The sequence below is a fragment of the Campylobacter concisus genome (assembly GCF_902460535.1).
In the GTDB taxonomy this organism is placed as follows: domain Bacteria; phylum Campylobacterota; class Campylobacteria; order Campylobacterales; family Campylobacteraceae; genus Campylobacter_A; species Campylobacter_A concisus_AS.
In genome coordinates this window covers 196,590-216,799 of sequence record NZ_CABPTV010000001.1, presented here as the reverse complement: position 1 = coordinate 216,799, position 20,210 = coordinate 196,590, and the positions used below count along the sequence as shown (strand labels likewise).

Here is a 20,210-nt window from a genome sequence, read left to right as displayed (position 1 = left end):
GGCAAAGCGCCCCTAAAATTTAGTGTAAGAAGTGTCTAACGCCAGTAAAATATAGCGACATGCCGTGCTCATCGGCAGCCTCTATCACCTCATCATCTCTGATGCTGCCGCCTGGCTCGATGACGCATTTTACGCCCACTTTGCTAGCGATGTCGATGCTGTCTCTAAATGGGAAGAACGCCTCGCTTGCAAGCACGCAGCCATTTAGGTCGATCTTTAGCTCTTTTGCCTTTGCCACGGCCGCACGAGCAGCATCCACGCGGCTAGTCATACCCATGCCAATAGCCACCATCGCGCCATCTTTTACATAAACTACGCAGTTGCTCTTTGTTAGCGCAGCCACTTTCCACGCGATCTGAGCGTCTTTTAGCTCGCTGCCAGTTGCAAATTTCTTGCTCATTTGCTTCATATTTTCAAACTCTTCGTCTTTTACGAAGTCTCTTTCTTGAAATACAAATCCACCATCGATGTGCTTAAAGTCAAATTTATCATTTGCACGCACTAAAAATTTATTATCCTGAGTGAAAATTTTGATGCGTTTTTTACTCTCAAATACCTTAAGAGCGGCATCATCGACATTTGCAGCGATGATTACTTCAACGTAAATTTCATTTATCTTTTTAGCAAGCTCCTCATCAAGCGTGCCATTTATCGCGACCACGCCACCGTATGCTGAGATCGGATCGCACTTAAGCGCTGCTACGTAGCTCTCTAGCAATGTATCTTTTACCGCAAAGCCGCAAGGGTTAGCGTGTTTGATGATAGCCACTGCTGGTGCATCCTCAAAGCTAGTTGCAAGCATCAATGCGCCATTTATATCAGTCATATTATTGAAACTTGCCTCGCCTTTTAGGGCTCTAAAGTTGTTTGTGAAGAAATAATCAAACTCATAAAGCGCGCCTTTTTGGTGTGGATTTTCGCCGTATCTAGTGTCAAAAACCTTGCTTCCCACGATAAATCTAGCATCGCCAAAACCGCCATTAAATCTATCATTCATATAGTTTGCGATCATGCTATCATATGCCGCTGTATGCTCGAATGCCTTTATCATCAGCGATCTTCTAAACTCAAAATCATCGCTTTTTTCTTTTAGGCGCTTTAAAATTTCATCGTAGTCAAGCACGCTTGTGACGATGAGCACATCTTTAAAATTTTTAGCCGCACTCCTTACCATAGCTGGGCCGCCGATGTCGATATTTTCGATGATCTCGGCAAAGTCATCAGTCCTGATGGTTGTCTCTTTGAATGGATATAAATTTACGCAAACTAGATCGATGCCCTCGATGCCATGCTCTTTTGCCTGAGCCACATGCGTAGCGTCGTCACGTTTATGCAAGATGCCGCCATGTATCTTTGGATGAAGGGTCTTTACCCTGCCCTCAAACATCTCAGGCGACGCCGTAAATTCGCTAACTTCAGTGGCTTTGACGCCCTCAGCCTTTAAAAGTTTGTAGGTGCCACCAGTTGAAAGTATCTGCCAGCCAAGCTCTTCTAGCCCCTTTGCAAACTCTACAATGCCCTCTTTATCGCTAACGCTAAGCAACGCTCTCATTTTTTCTCCTTTATTAAATTTTTTATCTTTTTGTTAAACACATACCTTTTACAAGTAGAAGCTGCCCCATTTTTATATCCTTTGCGATATTCTTTATCGATAAAGCTTCTAGCGTAATCATAACATTTGCAGCTGCATCTATATAATAGTCTTTTCTATCTACAAAGTTTTCACGCTTTTGACCAACAATATCAACGCTAAAGGCATAGCTTGAAATTTGGTTGCCATCAAAGTAACTCGCATCTAATACGCTTAAATTTACAGGTTCCTCTTTCTCAAGCGCCTCGCATATCGGCTTTTTCGAGCTAAATTTCATCACCTTTATACCGCGATCATACGAAAAGATATACTCACTAATTTCATTTAATTTTTTTGCTTGAACCGACATAATGTCACTCTTGTTGCCATCTTTATCGACAAATATTATGCTCACATTGCTATCTTTAACATCGTAGTTGCTGATAATCAACCTTTGATCTTGATAAAGCTCGCTTTGCGTAAGCTTAAATTTTATCTCTTTTCCATCGACATTTACCACTTTAAAATCATTACAAAAGCCAGCCACCGCTAGCAGCAAAATAATAAATTTCTTCATCTAAACTCCAAATTTCTCTTTCAATCGCCCATAAGCCTCATTTATCTCCTGAAGCTTCTTAGTCGAGCGCTCTATCACCTCTTTACTCTCGCCTCTGCCCATCAAAATGTCAGGATGATACTGCCTCACAAGCTCTTTGTAGCGAGCCTTTACCTCATCAAGGCTTGCATTTTTACTAAGTCCTAAAACCTCAAACGCATCGTTTTCTCGGCTCACCTCATCGCGGTCTGCCCCAAATCTCGAGCCATAAAAGCTATCAAATTTAAAGATTATCTCATCAAGCGTCTCTTTGTCGATGCCAAATCCATAAGCGATATTTCTTATAACATCTTGCTCGCTCTTGTTAAATTCTCCGTCTATATAGGCTAAATTTAGAAAAAAAGTGAGCCTAGCCACGCAGGTATCGTAGTTTAGATTAAACGCGCGCTTATAGTTTCTAGCGGTTTCATAGGCGTTATCTACATTTTCTTTTTGGCTGTTATAGACCTCTTTTAGATACTCACGCACGCCGCTAACGCCGCTAACTTTCTGGCTTAGATCATCTAGCACTTGAGTGATCAGCCTAGCCTCTAGCTCGCTAACTCTGCCGTCACTTTTAGCGACTTTTGCAAGCAGTGAGACTAGAAATTTAGCCTCATCTACATTTGCTTGTTTCTTGCGGTTGCTACTTTGGACATTCATAAATAAAAATATCGCACCGCCTAATATGAGTAAAAACAAGACTCCAGACATATTACCACAAGTGATAGATTGTATTTTTTATCTTGCCATTTACTAGCTCATTTTTGCGCCATGAGCTCTCGTCGTTCATCACGTTCCAGCGGCGCTCCTCAGGGCGATAAAACCAGTCTTTATCGATCTGATAGTAAATTTGCTTGCCATTTGTCTCGATGATGTTTGCGATGTTGTTATCGTGATAGCTGTTCTCATCGTAGTCGGTAAAGGCACGCTGTCCCATCTCTGAGTAAAGTAGCGTTAGCTCCTGAAGCATCTCGTTTAGATCATCGTCCATCTTTTTGACATGCAGACCGATCTCCTGTGCCTCACGAAAAAGTATCGGATACTCGTGCGCTGGGTAGTCTGCGTTTAGACGCTCTGAAATTTCAACGATCTTTTTGTCATCATCTATGTGATATCTAAGTAGCTCAGAGCAAATTTTAAGTGAGAGCGAACTAGCACGATCAACCGCACCAAAAACTAGCGGATGGATATACTCATATAGCGAGTTATAGGGGTTTGTGTCGTTTGGTCTATTTTTGTCCTGCTCTTTCCAAAGCTTGACTACACGGCTAAGCTCGTCCATAGAGACACTAACAAGCTCGTTGCCCTTGTTTGTAGGGCTAAGTTCATGTTTGAGCGATGTATCAACTGGCGTTAGATAGGCGAGTGGTCCCATCACGATCTCATTTGCGCCAAGCGCCATCATAGTAGCAGCTGAAGCGCAGTTTGACGGGATCAGTGCTATTAAATTTTTGCAGTAGTTTCTAAGGGTGCTAATGATCCTAAGTGCGGCTATACCGCTTCCACCATCACTTTTTATGAAAAGATAGGCCGTATCTATCTTTTTACCCTTTAAAATTTCATACATTGCGCTTGCATCGTTACCGCAGACATTACCAGCGTTTGAGTTGTAGTAGGTTATCAAAGGGGCATTTAGCCTTTTTTCTATCGTACTTATCAAATTTTGAGTATCGCTAAAGAGCACTGGCGGTTTTGCCACGCCCTTTTTCTCATTTTGCTCTACTTCCTTTTCTCCGCTTACTTTTTCCTTTTTAGAAAACATCTCTTAGTCCTCCTTTTTTACGATTTTCGCAAACTCATTTAGATAAATTTCTCTTATGTCCTCTAAGCTCTCATCTATCTCATTTAGCTTAAATCTCTTGCCACCGCTAACGCCGATTTTTTTAAATTTCACACCAAAATTAGTCGCAAGTGCTTCAAATTTAGCCTCGTCTTTCACGCCCACAACCGCTCTTGAAAAGCTCTCGTCAAAGATGAAATTTGGCTCTTTAAATTTCACTTCACAATTTACGCCGATGTTTGAGATGCTAGCCATTTTTGCTAGCGTGATAGCAAGACCGCCTACGCCTACACTATTTGCAAACTCTAAAATTTGCTCTTTATTTGCCTCTATCACTAAGTCCCAAAGGGCTCGCTCAGCTTTATAATCAACCTCTTTTAGCTTGCCGCCAACCACGTTAAATAGCGACTTTGCGTAAAGCGAAGCTGCAAATTCTCCGCTTGTTTCGCCAAGTAGATATATCGCCCTGCCTTCGCTTAAAAATGTGCTCTTTAGGTTTAAATTTGCATATTCATTTACACCAACCGTGACGATGGCTGGCGTTGGATAGACGCTAACGCCGTCAGTGTCGTTATAAAGGCTCACGTTGCCACTAACAACTGGTGTATTTAGCTCACGGCAAGCCTCTTTTATGCCTTCGCAGCCCTCTTTAAACTGCCACATAACCTCTGGATTTTGCGGGTTGCCGTAGTTTAGGCAGTCAGTTATCGCAAGTGGCACAGCGCCGCTCATCGCGACCTTTCTACCAGCTGCAGCGACAGCTCTTGCAGCGCCTATTTTTGGATCAACGAAATTTGCTCTTGGATCGCACTGAGCGGCCATAGAGACGGCCTTTTTAGTGCCTTTTACTCTGATACTTGCAGTACCCAAGCAACCAGGCTGTTTTATCGTATTTGTCTGGATATTTGCGTCGTATTGATCGTAGATGAAGCTTTTATTTAGCACTTCTGGCTCTTTTAAAAGCTTGAAAAATGCGCTTTTGTTATCAACATTGTTTGGAATTTTTAAATTTGCTATCTCATCAAGGTATTTTGGACGTGCGACTGGGCGGTCAAGAACCGGAGCTGCCTCGCTAAGCGGGCCGATAGGGATTTCGCCTGCAAGCTCATCATGCCAGTAAAGCTGCATCACGCCGCTACTTGTGACCTCGCCGATGATCTCAGCGTCAAGGTCCCACTTTCTAAAAATTTCAAGCACTTTTTGCTCATAGCCTTTTTTAGCGCATATTAGCATACGCTCTTGAGACTCGCTTAGCATTAGCTCATAAGGCGTCATGCCAACTTCGCGCATCGGCACGCGGTCTAGATACATCTTCATACCGCTGCCACTTCTGCCAGCCATCTCAAAACTAGAGCTTGTAAGCCCTGCTGCACCCATATCTTGGATGCCGATGATATAGTCTTTTTTAAAGAGCTCTAGGCACGCCTCCATGAGTAGTTTCTCGGCAAATGGGTCGCCTACTTGCACCGTTGGACGAAGTGATTTATTTTCGTCGTTAAAGCTATCGCTCGCCATAACAGCGCCGCCAAGTCCGTCTCTACCGGTCTTTGAGCCCACGTAAATGACTGGGTTGCCCACTCCTTCAGCCTTGCCGTAGAAGATTTCATCACTTTTGCAAAGTCCAAGCGCGAAAGCGTTGATTAAGATATTGCCATTAAAGCTAGGATCAAAGGTAGTTTCGCCGCCGATCGTTGGGATACCCATGCAGTTGCCGTAGTGTCCTATGCCAGCCACACTTCCTTTTAGCAAATATCTATGCTTTTTGGCTAGCTCGCCCTCGCCTCTTATCTCGCCAAAACGAAGTGAGTTCATGTTCGCAACGACTCTTGCGCCCATCGTAAAGACGTCTCTTAAAATTCCACCAACGCCAGTTGCAGCGCCCTGAAACGGCTCGATAAAGCTTGGATGGTTGTGACTCTCCATCTTAAACACAGCTGCAACCCCGTCGCCAACGTCGATGACGCCAGCATTTTCGCCAGGTCCTTGAATGACCCAAGGTGCCTTTGTCGGAAAGCCGTTTAGGTATTTTTTGCTTGATTTGTAGCTGCAGTGCTCGCTCCACATCGCCGAAAATATGCCAAGCTCTAGTAAATTTGGCTCACGGCCTAAAATTTTTAAGATCTCTTCATACTCTTCGTCGCTGATTTTATGTGCTTGTATGGTAGCTTTATCCATTGATGTAACCTTTTAAGAATTTTAAGCTATTTTACAACCTTGCTTATAAAAAGTTACTAAAAAGCCTTTTGGAATTTACTAAAACAAAGCACATTTGAGAGAATTTCGCCTTGTTTTACGAGGTCGCTTTCGATAAATGTTTTATAAAAATTTTGCGTTAGCGTATCAGCCTTAATCTTCTCTTCATCTTCGCTTGAAAGGTTGAAATAATAGCTCGTCTCTCTTAGAAAAAAGCCTTGATCATTAGATATATCTGAGTTTAAGATCACCGCAAAAAAGCCATTTTTCAAAGGGTGATTTGTCACACTTTTTACTTTTATCGCCTCTTTGCCACTCGCAAAAGCTTCACAAACTGGCATGCTCTTTGTGCTATAAACTACGCTTTTGATAGCTCCATTTGAAATTTCATAAAATTTGATATTTTTTGCATTTACTAGCTCCTCTATGTCACTAGAATTTGACAAGATGAGCTCATGGTTAGTGCTTAAATTTTTTACAAGCACCATTTTGTCTGCTTCGCTGCCTTGCATGAGACCACCAAGAGCGCTAAATTCTACATTTACTCCGGCCGCTTTTATCTCAGCCTTGCCGACAATGTTTGCAAATTTATTAAAGTCATTTAGACTATTTTGAAGCTTATAAAATTTCATCTCGTGCAAGGTTTCGTTATTTTCAAGGTAGAGTAAATTTGCCTCATCGCTTGGCTTTAGAATTTGCTTGCTAGCACACCCAGCAAAAAATATAACAGCAGCTAAAAATAGAAATTTTGCCCTCATTTTCCCCAACCAAAAGATATAAATTTAGATGCCCCCTAGCGCAAATGGCTAGAGAGCGGTAGAAATTTGTTTTTACGCTTTGAAAACTTTTTCAAGATGTGCCTCATACTCTTTTAGATATCTTGGCACGTCTGGCATCTTGATAACATCACAGCAGATAAAGTGCGGAAGCGACTTCATGCCCAAAAACTCATTTGCCTTTCTAAAATGAAAATAAACCCCATCAACGCCGCGCGCCTCAAAAAACTCGTTTGGATCGCTAAATGCCTCAGCTGGGGCATTCCAAGTAAGACTTAGCATAAAATTTTTGCCATTTAGTAAGCCGCCTTTGCCGTAGTTTTTAGTTGGATCAACCCTATGCCTGCCATCACTCGTATAAAGCTTGCCGTGTCCTGCAGTAAAGACCTCGTCGATATACTTTTTCACTATCCAAGGCTCGCCCATCCACCAAGCTGGCATCTGCCAAACTACCGCGTCCATCCAGAGAAATTTCTCAACTTCAGTCTCGATATCATAGCCTTGATCTATCACGGTTTGTTTTACCTCGTGACCCATTTTTGCTAGTTTTTCGCATGCAAGATCGTGAAGTGTTTGATTGAGCCTGCCATCTGAATGGCCAAATTTTTTACCACCATTTAAAAGTAAAATTTTCATTTTTTCTCCTTTAAAAAGCGCAAATTTTAACCAAAAAAAGTATCATTTTCCTAAACAAAAATGACTAAACATTTCGTCTAAAATTTCACTTCTCTCAAATGGCTTTGTGATGCTTGCAAGTGCCTTTATAGCGGCATTTAGCTCGTAAGCAAAAATTTCTAGTTCCTCTTCATTTAGCCTTAAAAACGCTCTTTTTAAAGCCTCGCTCGCCTCTTTGCAACTTAAAATTTGGCGGTTTGAGCTTAGCATGATCTCGTCAGTATCTTGCGTCTTGAGGTAGCCCTCAAGCTCTTTTAAAACTACGCTCGTATCGTTTTTTGCTGAAATTTTGATAGCGCCCTCTAACTCTATGTCAAATTTAAACGCCAGATCGCTTTTGTTTAGGATAAAAAAGGCTTTTTTGTTTGAGTTAGAAACGAGCTTTATTATCTCTTTGTCTTGCTCGTCGCTTGCAGATGAGCCATCAAAGACAGCTAGGATGATGTCGGCCTCGTTTATGGCAGAGATTGAGTAGTTTATGCCAATTTGCTCGATCTTTCCAGCATCTTTTCTAATGCCTGCGGTGTCTATTATGCGAACTAGATGCGAGCCGATCTTAAAATTTTCTTCTATCCTATCTCTAGTTGTGCCCGCTTCGTCACTAACGATCGCTCTTTCATATGCCAAAAATGAATTTAAAATAGAGCTTTTGCCAACATTTGGCTTGCCAACGATAGCTATTTTAAAGCCATCTATTAGCCCTCTTCTTTGCTCGCTAAGAGTGGCTATGCGCTCTAGCTTCTCACTATTTTTTAAAAGCATATCTTTTGTCTGCTCTAGCAAATTTGAAGGCAGATCATCATCAGCATAGTCAATCATCGTCTCAACAAAAGCAAGAGTTTTGACCACTTCGCCCCTGATCTCGCCTACAAATTTACTAAGATCACCTTGCATCTGGCGGGTCAAAATTTTAGCTGCGATCTCACTTTTTGAAGTGATAAGCCCTTGCATCGCCTCGGCCTTGGCTAGATCCATCTTGCCATTTAAAAATGCTCGCTTGCTAAACTCGCCAGGCATAGCAAGCCTAGCGCCAGCTCTTATTAGCTCATTTAAAATTCTCTCACTCACCATCACGCCACCATGAGTTTGAAACTCGACGATATCCTCGCCAGTAAAGCTTGCTGGAGCTTTAAAATATATAACGATGCCCTCGTCTAAAATTTCATCATCAAGGGAGTAAATTTTGGCTAGTTTTGCGTATCTTGGCTCTAAATTTGAAAGTTTAAGTAGTTTTAAAGAGGTAGCCAGGGCGTCCTTGCCGCTAAGCCTTACGATAGAAACTGAGCCGATGCCATAAGCTGTAGCAAGGGCTGCGATAGTTTCACTCATTTTTTAAAAAAGTCATTTACGACGACAAATTTGCCGTCATTGCCGCTTTTTATGCCGACATATTTATCTGGGAATTTCTCGCGAAGTTTCTCAAGCGCGATCTTGACTAAAACTCCGTCAAGTGGCTTTGTCTGGGCTCTACCGCTATTTTGCACACGCTCGATCACACCATTTAGATATTGATCCATCATCGCTTCTTGATTTTGCAAAAATTGCGCGATCTCAAGGCGGATAGCGAGGTTATATTTTGAATTTAGCCAGTTATAGAGCATATAAGAGATCGCTTTATATCTATAACCCTCTTTGCCGATAAGTAGTGCCGCATCAGCACCGTCTAGCTCGATAAGCACGGTTTCATCGTTAAATTTACTAACTTCTACCTTATCTATCTCAAAGCAGCTTGCTTTAAAAAGACGCGTCATGCCCTCTTTTATCTCAGGTAAAATTTTATCAAAGTCGATTACAACCTTCTCTTTTTTCTCTTTTGGTAAAGCTTGAGGTGCACTCTCTTCATCAGTTTGGTTGAAATTTTCGATGATTGAAGTATCTAGGATGTTTTTAGGAGCACTTTTGCTAGCTTGTGGCTCTTTTGCCACTTTAGTCTCTTTTTGCTCTTTTGGCTCATCAAGTCTTTTTATGACATATCCTGGCTCTTCAGCCTCTTTTTCACCCTTTTCAGCAAAGGCATCTTTTGCAAGAGCTGAGTTTTTTTCACTCAAATTTGGCTTTTCATTTTTATGCTCTTTTTGCTCAGACTTAGCCTCATTTTTCTCATCTTTATGCTTTTTAGGATTTCGCTTTTTATCATTATGATCGTGTTTTTTGCTCTGTTTTTTCTCTTCTTTTGCAGGCTTGTTTTCATCACTTTTTTTAGCAAAATTTCTATCATTTTTTGGTTTATATTGTGGTTTTGACTGATTTTCTAAATTTGCCTCAATGATCGCTGTCTTTTTAAAAAATCCAAAAATTCCGCCACTTGGATGTTGCAAGACCTTTATATCAAGCTCTGTGACTGAACAGTTAAGCTGCTCGGCTGCCTTTTGAAATGCCTCTTGGAGGGTATTTGCTTCTATTTTCATTGAGCTTTTACCTCCGCAGCTTTTTTATGTTTTTCAAAAAGTTTATTTACAAAGACTTGTTGAACGACTGAACAAACGTTATTTACAAACCAGTAAAGCGTAAGACCTGCTGGGAATGTCACAAAGAAAAATGTGAAGATCAAAGGCAAGAATTTCATAACCTTTTCTTGCATAGGATCGGTAAATGTCGTTGGTGTAAGTTTTTGTTGTAAAAACATCGTTAGACCCATTAAAATAGGTAGCACAAAGTATGGATCCATCACTGAAAGATCGTGTATCCAAAGTATCCAAGGAGCGCCTTTTAGCTCGATCGCATTTAGTAAAACGCGGTAGATCGCAAAAAATACCGGAATTTGAAGCAAGATCGGCAAACAGCCACCCATCGGGTTTGCACCATGTTTTTTGTATAGCTCCATCATATGGACTTGCATCTTTTGCTTATCGTCTTTATATTTTGTTTGGATCTCTTTTACCTTTGGAGCAAGCTCTTTTAGCTTATTCATCGATAGCATACCCTTATATGTAAGTGGGAATAAAACTATCCTTATGACAAGCGTTAGCACAACTATCGCCCAACCCCAGTTGCCGATGTAGTTATGCAAGAAATTTAAGAATGCAAACATCGGCTTTGCTATAAATGTAAACCAACCATACTCGATAACGTCATTTAACCTCTCATCCATCGAGCTTAAAATTTTATGCTCTTTTGGTCCGATGTAAGCGCCTAGTTTTAAGTTATCATTTGCCTTTACAAAGACGATAGGATTGTTATTTGCATCTTTATCCACAACAGCTTCAAATGGCTTGTTAAATGAGTAAAATAGCGCTGTGTAGTATCTATCAGATGCAGCTGCTATAGTTGTGTTTGCATAGTTTTTAACCTCTTTTGCATCGCCATCTTCTATGATATTTAGGCTATCGTCTGTATTTCTAAGCATGACACCATGGACTGTGTAGCTATCTATCGCGATATTTGGTCTAAAGCCAGGAGTGATGAAATAATCAACGCTTTTACTTAAATTTACTTCAACCTCGTAACGACCATTTGGGTAAAATTTGATATTTTTTGTGACTGTAATACCATCTAAATTTTGAGTGAGTTTTATAGTTTTAGGCTCGCTACTAGCATCTACCTCGCTAGCGTCACTACTATATGCAACCTTAAAAGCATCAGTATTTAAAGTGCTATCGTTAAATCTAAGCTCAAGCGGCAGTGGATTTTGTGAAACAAGCTCGATTTTGTTGCCATCTTCTGTTTTGTATTTATCTTCAGTGAGATAAAATTTCGCGATCCTGCCTAACTTATCTATCTTTACTTCGTAACTTTGACCTTTGATGGTAGCGATTATCTCGTTTGAAGCTAAATTTTCATTTGATTTTGGAGTATCATTAGTAGAGGCTGGGGCCTTGCTTTGATCTATTGTTTGAGAGATCGTTGTCTGGTTTTGCTCTAGTAAAGCTCTTTTTGGCATAAAAAAATCATATACTATGAAAAATACGATTGACAAAAGTGCTGCAAGAAGCAACCTTTTTTGCATAGACATCTGTTCCATTTATTTTTTTTCCTTTAATTTATCTAATACTTTTACGACATAAAATTTACTATTTTGGCAAGGGATAAACCAGAAATTTACATTTTTGGTATCTCTTTTTTGAAATATAAAACATGAGTTAAATTTTTTGCGGATGATTGGGTAGTTGATACCGCCTTTGAAAAGTTGATTACATCTTAAAATTCGCATGAATGTTGCAAAAAAAGCAGAGAAAAAGCTATTTGTTTGAAATTCCCAAATAGCGTATTGTGAGCAAGTCGGATAGTAGCGACAGCTTTTTGGCAGAAGTATGGAAATATATTTTTGATAAAAAGCGATAAATTTAATCGCAAATTTTTTCATTTTAGACATCCCATTTTTTTTGTAGACCAGCTCAAATTTTTACAAATTTTGTCAAATGAAATTTCTGTAATTCCATTTTTTGCGACCATAATGTAAGTGCCATCTTTTAGCTCATTAGAAATAGAAAAAAAAGCAGCTCTTAAAAGTCTCTTTGCTCTATTTCTAACTACTGCTTTTCCCACTTTTTTGCTAGCAACAACTGCTAATTTTTTTTCAATTGTAGGTTTATAAAAAACTACGCAAGCGTCGCAGTGCCATTTACTGGCCTCTTTATAAACCTGAGAAAATTCTCTCGAGTCACTTAGTGACTCAAAACCAGCTAAGCAGCCAATCTTTTTCTACCTTTAGCACGTCTAGCGTTGATAACCTTACGGCCATTTTTAGTTTTCATTCTTAAACGAAAGCCGTGAGTGCGTTTTTTAGGGGTTTTATGAGGTTGATAAGTCCTTTTCATTTCTATCCTTAAAGTTAATATAAAAAGTGGGATTTTATCAAAGCAATACTTAAATTCCTTTGAATAAATCAGCCCGAAAAAACTATAATTTAAACTTTAAGTAAATCAAGTTATAATCCGAAAATGAAATTTCATAAAAATAAAGATCTCTTAGAAAAATTACTTTTTTTAAAAGCGATCGGTTACAATTTTATAGATGAAAATTTTCTTAATTTAAGTAAATATCAAGATTATAACAGCATAGACGAGCTAAATTGCGAGATAAAAAAGTGCTCTCTTTGCTTTTTAAGAAATAGCTCAAAGTGCGTCTTTACTGGCTTTGGCGATAAAAATAGCAAGATAATGTTCGTATCGCTTTGCAAAAAAGATGATTATTTTGAAGGCGCAAGTGGCAAAATTTTAGAAAATGCTATAAATAATGGCTTAAATTTAGAAAAAGATAGTGTCTATATAAGCTTGCTTTTACGCTGTGAAATTTCAAATAGTGACGCGAAAAATCCAGCGTTAAAGAGCTCGTTTGAGCTTTGTAGGCCATATCTTTTAGAAGAGATAAGGCTTATTAAGCCAAAAATTATCATCACTTTAGGAGAGGAAGCTTTCATGCATCTTTATCCAAATTTGCTCTCAAAGGGCGGATTTTCAAGCATAAGAGGGAGCATTTTAAAAGATGATGATAGGTTTATAATGCCAACTTTTTCACCAGAGTGGATCAGCAAAAATCCAAGTTTTGAAGAAAATTTTATAGATGATTTGAAAAAAATCAAGGGAGTGATATGAAAAGATTTTTTCTTTTTTTAGTTATATTTGTAAGCCTTTTTGCAGCGCAAAATGAAGCCTTAAGCCAGATGCAAGACGAGATCACTGAGGCAAAATTTGAAAGCAACATCACTAAAAATCAAAGCCTCTCAAGCATACCGCCAGCAAAGATCACTTACATAAATTTAGAGCCAGAATTTTGTGATAGCTCTTGCTTAAATGAGCTTATTAAGAGCGATATGTTAGCTAGTTTTATGGCGAGATTTGAGCCAGCAAAGATAGATGATAAGGCACTTTTAGACCTTTATACTTCACTTGGTGGAGAGATGGTTTTAAAACTAGCTGCAAGTGATAAGATAGCAGTCATCATCCCTCAAAAGGTTATAAAATCATACGCAAATGTCGTATCAAACGCGATTCTAAGCTATATCTTAAAGCAAGATGCAAATGTCGAAGTGAAATTTATAAATAGCAGCGACGAGAGTTTGCCTAGCCTTCAAAACGCACTTCAAAACGCTAGAAATGAGGGCTTTATCTACTTCATAGCGGCCCTTACTCAAAATGGCGCAAACACGGTAAATTCTCTCATCTTGCCAAACGAACTCATCTACATCCCTAGCGTTCATAGCTCTTTTGTGACAGCTCCAAAGCCAAATTTGATCTTTGGCGGAGTTGATTACAAAGCGCAAATCTCAGCCCTGTTAGCTTTTGCCAACGAAAAAATAGTCGCCTTTGACGATGGCAGCGCGCTAGCACAAAAGCTAAATGAGTATGTGCGCATGCAAAGTAGCGACTACTACGAAAGTTCGATCACTGGCAAAGATATAAATTTAAACAACACTTTAAGCAAAAAGTCTAAATTTGATAATGCAAGCGTCTTTTTAAACATCCCTATAGTTAAAGCTTCTCTTGTGGCAACGCAGATGAGAGGCTTCGAGATAAAGCCTTACGCGCTTTTAAGCACGCAGATAAATTTCTTGCCAAATATCTTTAGTACCATCACGCAAAGAGATAGGCAAAACCTCTTTGTGGCAAATTCGCTAAATTTACTTGATGAGAGCTTTTTAGGGCTTGGAGATCTTTTTGGAGTTGATTTTAGATACTCACAGATCGGCTACTCAAGTGCCTTGGGAGTGGAGTATATCTATACAAATTTCATAAACAAAAGTGCTAGCAAAATTTTTGCTGAGAGGGTTGAGGGCTCGCAAGTTTTATATGATGTGAAAATTTATGATACAAAAAGCGATCACTTTAATGAGGTAAATTCGCAGGAGCAAAACAGCACAAGTGGAATTTAGCAGTTTTTCTTGCTAAAATTTAACCTCATTTATAAAAGTTTTCATGCTCTCATCTATCTTTGCTAGCCTACCATCTTTCATAAAAGCTAGCGTGATAGTCGCTTTAAAGAGCACTTTTTCGGCATCTTTTTCTTCAAATTTATAAATTTCTTGCTCTAAAACAAGGCTTGCCTTTTTAAGCTCTACGAGCTTTGTTCTCACAAAAACCTCGTCGCCAAGCACGGCTGAAGCGAGAAATTTAGCCTCAAGAGCTGAAACGACAAAGTATCCGCCCTCTTTTGTGAAATTTAGCCCAGCCTCAAAAAACGCCTCGCTTCTGGCTCGCTCGCAAAATTTAATATAATTTGTATGATAGACGATGCCGCCTGCATCGGTATCTTCGTAGTAGATTCGTATTTTCACGGTATTTCCTTTAAATTTAAAATCCAGCTATTTTTTCATTATTTCATAGTGACTGTTCCCTAAAAAGAAGCACTTCATCGTCTTGTATTTCGGCATCAAGAGCATTTAAGACATCTTGATTAACAATATTGCTTCTATTTTCTAAAATTCTTATATTATTAGGATATAGCCATTTATTATTCCATAATTTTATAGACTCACCGCCGACTAGTTTACATAATGGTTCGCACAAATCTTTTTGTGTAATTTGTAATTTTATAATTGCCCTCTGTAGCCATATTTGCATATATCCAGTATTTGGGATATTATTAAATTTATTTACAATTTTACCAACCATCAACTCAATCAATTTTTCATCAATCAATCCAAATAGTATACTTAGTATTGCCATTGATATAGAATAAGTTCTTGGATTTAAAAGAGCAATATCAACCACAATACTTATTAAAACCTCTATGTTTTCTTTATTTTTAATTTTATCCTTTTTCTTTCTTATTTTTTTTGAAATTGCTTGCAGCTCTTTTACTAAAGTTCCAGAATTTGGGTTTTTAAGCGCAAATTGATGGATCAGTAAAAGACGTTTTTGTATTGTTTTTAAATCTTTATCAACAACTAGCCAATCTAACTTATCTGGTTTTATTGAACTTTGAATAACGTTGTTAGAAAAAGTTGTTTTACTTGAATTTAATTTTAACCCTAAATCAATTAAAACTTCTGTAAGAATTTTAATTATCTCATCTGCGATTTGTGGGCTATTAACAAAAATTCTATAATCATCTCTATATCTTAAAATATAAAAATCTTTTTTATCAATGTGTTTTAATTTGGCACTTAAACACAAATCAGCATAAGATAGAACAATCTCTGCAATAAGATCCATCAAAACACTACCTTGCGGTATCCCATTCGTTTGTCCATTCGACATACTTTGTATATGAAAATCGATCATGCCACCAATATATTTTTTTTTAAATTTTTTATCTTTTCTGTTATCTTTTGATGCTTTTTTGGAATGTAATGCCCAGGATATAGAATGAGTATAAATCGAACCATAACAATCTACAATATCTGTATGGTAAATATAACTATAATCTAAACTTAAAATTATAGATTTTTGTTCTATCTGCTCCCACCAGTTTGAGATTTGCTCAGCCTTATCTGACTTGTTTGACTCAGAAACTACAGGTAAACTCATACATTCAACAATGCTTTTCGCTCTATTTTTTCCAAATCTTTTTTTGATTAATTTCCAATTGTTGTATTTCGTTATTTCATTAACAAGCGAAACATAAAGAAAAGGATGGATTAATTCGAATTTCCGCCAATCATATTTGCTATTTTTATTATGAAATAATTTGTAGTTTACATCTTCAAAAATATCAGGATCGCTTTCTTTAATACTCATAAAATTTTTCCGACCTAGAATCTTTGAAATTTGATCAAGCAAATCGCCAAATTTAATATATGGCGGCAAATCAATATTTACATAGCTTTCATGCTTCAATAAAAACAATCTAGCTTCTTCAAAATTTAAAGAAAGTATGTTTTTCATACATATCCTTTTATATATTATTTTTTACTTGATGGCACACTTTGCAGATTTTATTTTATCCTTTACATATACGTTTTATCTTCCTTCCTTGTCGCCAGATCGCACTTAGCGCCTCTAGTTATCGTAAGTGATTGATCATAAAACAAGATAAGCACCACCGAAACGCCCACACCTAGGGCTAGTGAGACCGTCGTAGTCGTGATGGCGTTATCAAAAAATATGATCAAATACTCATTTTTCTTAGCGATGCTTGTCTCATTTAAAAATGAAAAAAGTGCCAAGATCCCTTTATACGCAAAAACTCCTGGCACCATCGGCAAAAGCGCTGGAAATGCGATGATCTCAGCTGGCACCTTTAGCCGTTTGGCAAAGAGCATGCCTAAAATCCCGCTCATAAAAGAGACGATGAGAGTAGCGACACTGATGTTAAAAAATCCCATCTGCATGATCCAAAAGCGGCTAGCATGCGCAAATGCAGCTAGCAAAGCACAAAAGATGAGAGTTCTTTTTGGAGGTGAGCTAGCATAGGCAAAGCCCAGCCCAGCTACCGCAGCAAAGCCAGCATCTACAAGCGTTTCACTTAAAAGCTCAAACATTTAGTATCTCCGCGCTGCTAAGCGTTAGCGTGATATAGACGCCAACAGCCATGCAAAGTATGAGGATGCCCGTGCTTATGGCTCTGCTGATGCCAACAAGGGTGTTGTCATTTAGGATATCAAAGACTGAATTTATGAGAAAAACGCCCGGCATCATAAAGAGCACAGACGAGCCTATCGCCACGTCGCTTGTATGCGTAAGCCCGTAAGATACGCCAAGATAGGCGATAAATGAGACGACAAAGGATGTTAGGACGTATTGAACCTTTAAATTTACGCCCATTTTCGCAAGGGCAAATTTAAGAGTGTAGCCAACAAGCGTTGCAAAAAATATGCAAACAACTGAGCCAGCATCGCCTCCAAAAAGTCTGCAAAATGCCGCATTTGCAAGGCTTATCAAGATAAGCGAGCTAGCAAATTTATTTGCACTGACGCTCATCACGCTATCAAAGCTCTCTTTAGCTTCATCTAAACTTAAGCTCTCGTCTAAAATTTGCCAGCTAAGTGAGGATAGCTCGGAAATTCTATTAAAGCTAACCTGCCCTAGAGGGATCTTTCTCACATAAGTTCGGCGCAATGAGTTATCCTGCGAGTCCATCACGCTAATGGTAAAATACTTCACAAAAATGGTCACGCTAACGTCGTAGCCGTAGTGCTTAGCTATGCGGTCGACGCACTTTTCTACGCGCGCAGTGTATGTGCCAGCGCTCACCATCGCTGTCGTGTATTCGGCTAAAAAATTCGTTAAAATTTGGATATCAGGCTTGGCGTTCATCTTGGCTGATCTTAAATTTCACAAAAAACAAAATGAGTTGCAAAACAAGCATCACTTTCATCACATATTCGCTTGCGCTATGCATCTTGGCAAACTCCGCTGTCTGCGTCGCATCGGCACCTAGACTTTGAGCCTGCACGATAAAAGGCGTAAAGATAAAGACAAAGCTTAGCGCTAGGGCTAAGTTTAAAAATGAGAGCATAAATGTGCTAAATTTTAGTGAAAATGCAAGCTTTTTTCTTAGATCAAAGAGTTCGCCAACTGCTACAAATACGCTTACAAATAGCAAAACATAGTTAAATTTTAAAAATATCTTTGTCATCATCTGTCCGCTCATAAAATGCGTAAGCACCCCCTCGCCTATGATGCTTTGTGGGAAAAATATGACTGGCGCGACCAAAATTCCAAGCGTCAGCTCAGTGCCGATCACCGCTGCTAATAGTAAAAAATAGATACTTCTCAATCTCTCTCCTTTATAGTTTTAAACTCGCGCAAAAGCCCCTGTCAAAGCCCGCTAAGTCCTTATAAAACATGCTTTTGAAGCCATTAAATTTTAGCGCCATCTCCATGCTCGCTCTTTGATCATAGCCTATCTCGCAGGCGATATTTTTTATGCCGCGGTTTCTAGCGATAAGGATGATATTTTTTAAAATTTCATCTCCGACCTCGCCGCCAAATAGCGCCTCATGCGGCTCGTTTATCACAAATTTATCAAGCTTATAGTCTCGCGCAATATATGGCGGGTTTGAGACCAAGATGTCGATATCCCCTGAAATTTCATCGATATATGAGCATTTTACAAAGTCGATCTTCTCGCTTACATTAAATTTAAGCGCATTTTTTTTAGCCAAATTTAGAGCCTTTTCGTTTATATCGGTGGCTACTATTTTGGCGTTTGTTTTTAGAGCTAGCATGACGCTTATTATCCCGCTGCCAGTACCGATCTCAGCGATCTTTGGCGCTTTGTAGCTGCTTGCTATCTCAAGCACTTTATCAACTAAAATTTCAGTCTCAGGGCGCGGTATCAAAACGCCACTTTCTACCTCAAACTCCAGCCCATAAAAGCCAGCCTTGCCGGTAATGTACTCAAGCGGCTCGTAGTTTTCAAAGCGCTTTACAAGATCAAAGTAGCCGACATCGTCAAATTCGCTCTTTTGGTTTAAAAATATCCACTCGATGCTCACATCAAGGTAGCTCATAAGAAAAATTTTAGCCACTCTGCTTGGGTTCTCACAAAGCGGCTTTAGCCTTAAATTTGCCTCTTTTAGAGCCTCTTCAACTCTCATTTTCTAGCTCATTTATCCGCTCAAAAAGGCTTGGGTGCGAGTGATAGACAAATGAGTAAAGCCAGTGCGACTTTGGAAATGCTTTGTTTTCGCTGCCAAGCTTGGTTAGGGCGTTTATCATGTCAGTTTTGTTTGAAATTTCTTTTGAAAACTTGTCTGCGCCAAATTCATTTTTACGGCTAAAGTGCGAGATGATCGGCGAGAAAAGAAAGCTAAAAATAGGCGAGAAAAGCACCAAAAAGATGATAATGCTAGCGCTATTTTGCCCTAGTCCTATCGCCTCGTATGCGCTTACGCTAACGTTTCCAAAGATAAAAAATAGACAAAATAGCATGACCGCACTTAGCGCTATCATTTTTAGGATATCTTTATGTTTAAAGTGCCCAAGCTCGTGCCCCAAAACTGCCACGATCTCTGCGGTGCTTAGCTTTTTTATCAGCGTGTCAAAAAGCACCACTCGCTTTGTCGCTCCAAGCCCGCCAAAATAGGCATTTAAGCGGTTGTCGCGCTTGCTAGCATCTATCGTAAAAACGCCGCTACTTTTAAAGCCACATTTTGTAAGCAAACCCTCTATCTTGCCCTTTAGCTCGCCATCTTCAAGCGGCGACATCTTATTAAAGATAGGCGCGATGAGCGTTGGATATATTAAATTTATAATTATTGCGATGCCAAAACTTAGTAAAAATGCCCAAAACCACCAAAACTCTCCAAGAAAATTTATGCAAAGAAGCACGAGCCAAACGAATGCCGAGCCAAAAATGAGCATTAGCGCTAGCGACTTTATAGTATCAATTAAAAATATCTTTGCACTCATATTTGAAAAGCCAAGCTTTTTGTCTTTTACAAAGCTCTCGTAGATATTTAGCGGCAGATCAAGCAGCGATGAGATCAGCAAAAAGCTCATCACAAAGAGGATATTTTCAAACGTAGTGCCATCTTTTAGGCAAGCGTTTGAGAGCATTTTTAGTCCAAAGCTTATCCACGCAAAGAAGATAACGGCGTGATAGATGAGGCTAAAAATTTCAAATTTTAGGTTTGTCACGGCGGCAATTGCGGCGTTTTTGTATTCGCTCGCTTCAAGCACGACTGGCTCTTTTTTGGCCTCAGCTCTTACAAAGCCGATCTGTAAATTCGCCAAAAAAAGCTTAAAAATCACATAAAAAATATAGATAAATAAAAGTGTATAAAACATATTC

22 protein-coding genes are annotated in these 20,210 nt (G+C 39.1%); 2 read left to right on the top strand and 20 right to left on the bottom strand.

Going from position 1 to position 20,210, the window contains the following annotated elements; genetic code table 11:
- Positions 1 to 19 precede the first annotated feature (19 nt).
- The 13 genes from purH to rpmH form a co-directional block, all read right to left on the bottom strand.
- On the bottom strand, positions 20 to 1,552 hold the full coding sequence (gene purH, locus FZ945_RS01080; RefSeq protein ID WP_148801880.1) for a bifunctional phosphoribosylaminoimidazolecarboxamide formyltransferase/IMP cyclohydrolase: 1,533 nt from the start codon (positions 1,550 to 1,552) through the stop codon (positions 20 to 22).
- A 22-nt stretch (positions 1,553 to 1,574) separates the two neighbouring features.
- Positions 1,575 to 2,147, bottom strand: coding sequence for a hypothetical protein (locus FZ945_RS01075; protein WP_148801878.1), 573 nt, complete (start codon positions 2,145 to 2,147; stop codon positions 1,575 to 1,577).
- Positions 2,148 to 2,879: a TerB family tellurite resistance protein gene (locus tag FZ945_RS01070; protein ID WP_148801876.1), complete on the bottom strand. Its 732-nt coding sequence runs from the start codon at positions 2,877 to 2,879 to the stop codon at positions 2,148 to 2,150.
- A 1-nt stretch (position 2,880) separates the two neighbouring features.
- The gene (locus tag FZ945_RS01065; RefSeq protein ID WP_148801874.1) at positions 2,881 to 3,930 is read right to left on the bottom strand and encodes an SDH family Clp fold serine proteinase; all 1,050 of its coding nucleotides are present in this window, start codon (positions 3,928 to 3,930) and stop codon (positions 2,881 to 2,883) included.
- A 3-nt stretch (positions 3,931 to 3,933) separates the two neighbouring features.
- Positions 3,934 to 6,123, bottom strand: a complete 2,190-nt coding sequence (gene purL / locus FZ945_RS01060; protein ID WP_148801872.1) for a phosphoribosylformylglycinamidine synthase subunit PurL — start codon at positions 6,121 to 6,123, stop codon at positions 3,934 to 3,936.
- Between the two features lie 56 nt (positions 6,124 to 6,179).
- Positions 6,180 to 6,899, bottom strand: coding sequence for a DUF8095 domain-containing protein (locus FZ945_RS01055; RefSeq protein WP_148801870.1), 720 nt, complete (start codon positions 6,897 to 6,899; stop codon positions 6,180 to 6,182).
- A gap of 72 nt (positions 6,900 to 6,971) precedes the next feature.
- On the bottom strand, positions 6,972 to 7,553 hold the full coding sequence (locus tag FZ945_RS01050; RefSeq protein ID WP_148801868.1) for an NAD(P)H-dependent oxidoreductase: 582 nt from the start codon (positions 7,551 to 7,553) through the stop codon (positions 6,972 to 6,974).
- A gap of 42 nt (positions 7,554 to 7,595) precedes the next feature.
- A complete protein-coding gene (gene mnmE / locus FZ945_RS01045; RefSeq protein WP_148801866.1) occupies positions 7,596 to 8,921 on the bottom strand; it encodes a tRNA uridine-5-carboxymethylaminomethyl(34) synthesis GTPase MnmE in 1,326 nt (441 codons plus the stop codon).
- The gene (locus tag FZ945_RS01040; RefSeq protein ID WP_148801864.1) at positions 8,918 to 10,000 is read right to left on the bottom strand and encodes a Jag N-terminal domain-containing protein; all 1,083 of its coding nucleotides are present in this window, start codon (positions 9,998 to 10,000) and stop codon (positions 8,918 to 8,920) included. The genes mnmE and FZ945_RS01040 overlap by 4 nt, the downstream gene beginning before the upstream one ends.
- Positions 9,997 to 11,553 carry a membrane protein insertase YidC gene (yidC, locus tag FZ945_RS01035; protein ID WP_148801862.1) on the bottom strand — a complete coding sequence of 519 codons (1,557 nt, stop codon included), beginning with the start codon at positions 11,551 to 11,553 and terminating at the stop codon, positions 9,997 to 9,999. The genes FZ945_RS01040 and yidC overlap by 4 nt, the downstream gene beginning before the upstream one ends.
- The gene (gene yidD, locus FZ945_RS01030) at positions 11,554 to 11,895 is read right to left on the bottom strand and encodes a membrane protein insertion efficiency factor YidD (protein ID WP_103598242.1); all 342 of its coding nucleotides are present in this window, start codon (positions 11,893 to 11,895) and stop codon (positions 11,554 to 11,556) included.
- Positions 11,892 to 12,227: a ribonuclease P protein component gene (rnpA, locus tag FZ945_RS01025; protein WP_035142427.1), complete on the bottom strand. Its 336-nt coding sequence runs from the start codon at positions 12,225 to 12,227 to the stop codon at positions 11,892 to 11,894. Before rnpA ends, yidD begins: the two co-directional genes overlap by 4 nt.
- The gene (gene rpmH, locus FZ945_RS01020; protein WP_002940373.1) at positions 12,215 to 12,349 is read right to left on the bottom strand and encodes a 50S ribosomal protein L34; all 135 of its coding nucleotides are present in this window, start codon (positions 12,347 to 12,349) and stop codon (positions 12,215 to 12,217) included. The genes rnpA and rpmH overlap by 13 nt, the downstream gene beginning before the upstream one ends.
- A gap of 123 nt (positions 12,350 to 12,472) precedes the next feature.
- Between rpmH and FZ945_RS01015 the strand changes: the two genes are divergently transcribed.
- Positions 12,473 to 13,126 (top strand): uracil-DNA glycosylase family protein, encoded by a 654-nt coding sequence (locus FZ945_RS01015; protein ID WP_148801860.1) that lies wholly within the window; start codon positions 12,473 to 12,475, stop codon positions 13,124 to 13,126.
- The gene (locus FZ945_RS01010) at positions 13,123 to 14,403 is read left to right on the top strand and encodes a hypothetical protein (RefSeq protein ID WP_148801858.1); all 1,281 of its coding nucleotides are present in this window, start codon (positions 13,123 to 13,125) and stop codon (positions 14,401 to 14,403) included. Before FZ945_RS01015 ends, FZ945_RS01010 begins: the two co-directional genes overlap by 4 nt.
- A 12-nt stretch (positions 14,404 to 14,415) precedes the next feature.
- On the opposite strand, the gene FZ945_RS01005 is transcribed toward FZ945_RS01010, so the two are convergent.
- The 7 genes from FZ945_RS01005 to FZ945_RS00975 form a co-directional block, all read right to left on the bottom strand.
- Complete coding sequence (locus FZ945_RS01005; RefSeq protein WP_148801856.1) at positions 14,416 to 14,805, bottom strand: YbgC/FadM family acyl-CoA thioesterase; 390 nt, start codon at positions 14,803 to 14,805, stop codon at positions 14,416 to 14,418.
- Between the two features lie 43 nt (positions 14,806 to 14,848).
- Positions 14,849 to 16,357, bottom strand: coding sequence for an RNA-directed DNA polymerase (locus tag FZ945_RS01000; RefSeq protein WP_222862609.1), 1,509 nt, complete (start codon positions 16,355 to 16,357; stop codon positions 14,849 to 14,851).
- Between the two features lie 62 nt (positions 16,358 to 16,419).
- A complete protein-coding gene (locus FZ945_RS00995) occupies positions 16,420 to 16,953 on the bottom strand; it encodes a threonine/serine exporter family protein (protein ID WP_148801854.1) in 534 nt (177 codons plus the stop codon).
- The gene (locus tag FZ945_RS00990; protein WP_148801852.1) at positions 16,946 to 17,728 is read right to left on the bottom strand and encodes a threonine/serine exporter family protein; all 783 of its coding nucleotides are present in this window, start codon (positions 17,726 to 17,728) and stop codon (positions 16,946 to 16,948) included. Before FZ945_RS00990 ends, FZ945_RS00995 begins: the two co-directional genes overlap by 8 nt.
- Complete coding sequence (locus FZ945_RS00985) at positions 17,712 to 18,191, bottom strand: DUF4149 domain-containing protein (protein WP_148801850.1); 480 nt, start codon at positions 18,189 to 18,191, stop codon at positions 17,712 to 17,714. Before FZ945_RS00985 ends, FZ945_RS00990 begins: the two co-directional genes overlap by 17 nt.
- 10 nt (positions 18,192 to 18,201) lie before the next feature.
- The gene (prmC, locus tag FZ945_RS00980) at positions 18,202 to 19,014 is read right to left on the bottom strand and encodes a peptide chain release factor N(5)-glutamine methyltransferase (protein ID WP_148801849.1); all 813 of its coding nucleotides are present in this window, start codon (positions 19,012 to 19,014) and stop codon (positions 18,202 to 18,204) included.
- Positions 19,004 to 20,206, bottom strand: a complete 1,203-nt coding sequence (locus tag FZ945_RS00975) for a M48 family metallopeptidase (protein WP_148801847.1) — start codon at positions 20,204 to 20,206, stop codon at positions 19,004 to 19,006. The genes prmC and FZ945_RS00975 overlap by 11 nt, the downstream gene beginning before the upstream one ends.
- Positions 20,207 to 20,210 lie beyond the last annotated feature (4 nt).

What these genes read in the sequence shown, in the direction of transcription:
- FZ945_RS01010 (WP_148801858.1), top strand. Translation starts at nt 13,123, where the DNA reads ATGAAAAGATTTTTTCTTTTTTTAGTTATATTTGTAAGCCTTTTTGCA.
- FZ945_RS01055 (WP_148801870.1), bottom strand. Translation starts at nt 6,899, where the DNA reads ATGAGGGCAAAATTTCTATTTTTAGCTGCTGTTATATTTTTTGCTGGG.
- prmC (WP_148801849.1), bottom strand. Translation starts at nt 19,014, where the DNA reads ATGAGAGTTGAAGAGGCTCTAAAAGAGGCAAATTTAAGGCTAAAGCCG.
- yidD (WP_103598242.1), bottom strand. Translation starts at nt 11,895, where the DNA reads ATGAAAAAATTTGCGATTAAATTTATCGCTTTTTATCAAAAATATATT.
- FZ945_RS01040 (WP_148801864.1), bottom strand. Translation starts at nt 10,000, where the DNA reads ATGAAAATAGAAGCAAATACCCTCCAAGAGGCATTTCAAAAGGCAGCC.
- FZ945_RS00995 (WP_148801854.1), bottom strand. Translation starts at nt 16,953, where the DNA reads ATGTTTGAGCTTTTAAGTGAAACGCTTGTAGATGCTGGCTTTGCTGCG.
- FZ945_RS01050 (WP_148801868.1), bottom strand. Translation starts at nt 7,553, where the DNA reads ATGAAAATTTTACTTTTAAATGGTGGTAAAAAATTTGGCCATTCAGAT.
- FZ945_RS01000 (WP_222862609.1), bottom strand. Translation starts at nt 16,357, where the DNA reads ATGAAAAACATACTTTCTTTAAATTTTGAAGAAGCTAGATTGTTTTTA.
- purL (WP_148801872.1), bottom strand. Translation starts at nt 6,123, where the DNA reads ATGGATAAAGCTACCATACAAGCACATAAAATCAGCGACGAAGAGTAT.
- FZ945_RS00990 (WP_148801852.1), bottom strand. Translation starts at nt 17,728, where the DNA reads ATGAACGCCAAGCCTGATATCCAAATTTTAACGAATTTTTTAGCCGAA.
- FZ945_RS01015 (WP_148801860.1), top strand. Translation starts at nt 12,473, where the DNA reads ATGAAATTTCATAAAAATAAAGATCTCTTAGAAAAATTACTTTTTTTA.
- purH (WP_148801880.1), bottom strand. Translation starts at nt 1,552, where the DNA reads ATGAGAGCGTTGCTTAGCGTTAGCGATAAAGAGGGCATTGTAGAGTTT.
- mnmE (WP_148801866.1), bottom strand. Translation starts at nt 8,921, where the DNA reads ATGAGTGAAACTATCGCAGCCCTTGCTACAGCTTATGGCATCGGCTCA.
- rpmH (WP_002940373.1), bottom strand. Translation starts at nt 12,349, where the DNA reads ATGAAAAGGACTTATCAACCTCATAAAACCCCTAAAAAACGCACTCAC.
- FZ945_RS00975 (WP_148801847.1), bottom strand. Translation starts at nt 20,206, where the DNA reads ATGTTTTATACACTTTTATTTATCTATATTTTTTATGTGATTTTTAAG.
- FZ945_RS01070 (WP_148801876.1), bottom strand. Translation starts at nt 2,879, where the DNA reads ATGTCTGGAGTCTTGTTTTTACTCATATTAGGCGGTGCGATATTTTTA.
- FZ945_RS01065 (WP_148801874.1), bottom strand. Translation starts at nt 3,930, where the DNA reads ATGTTTTCTAAAAAGGAAAAAGTAAGCGGAGAAAAGGAAGTAGAGCAA.
- FZ945_RS01075 (WP_148801878.1), bottom strand. Translation starts at nt 2,147, where the DNA reads ATGAAGAAATTTATTATTTTGCTGCTAGCGGTGGCTGGCTTTTGTAAT.
- yidC (WP_148801862.1), bottom strand. Translation starts at nt 11,553, where the DNA reads ATGGAACAGATGTCTATGCAAAAAAGGTTGCTTCTTGCAGCACTTTTG.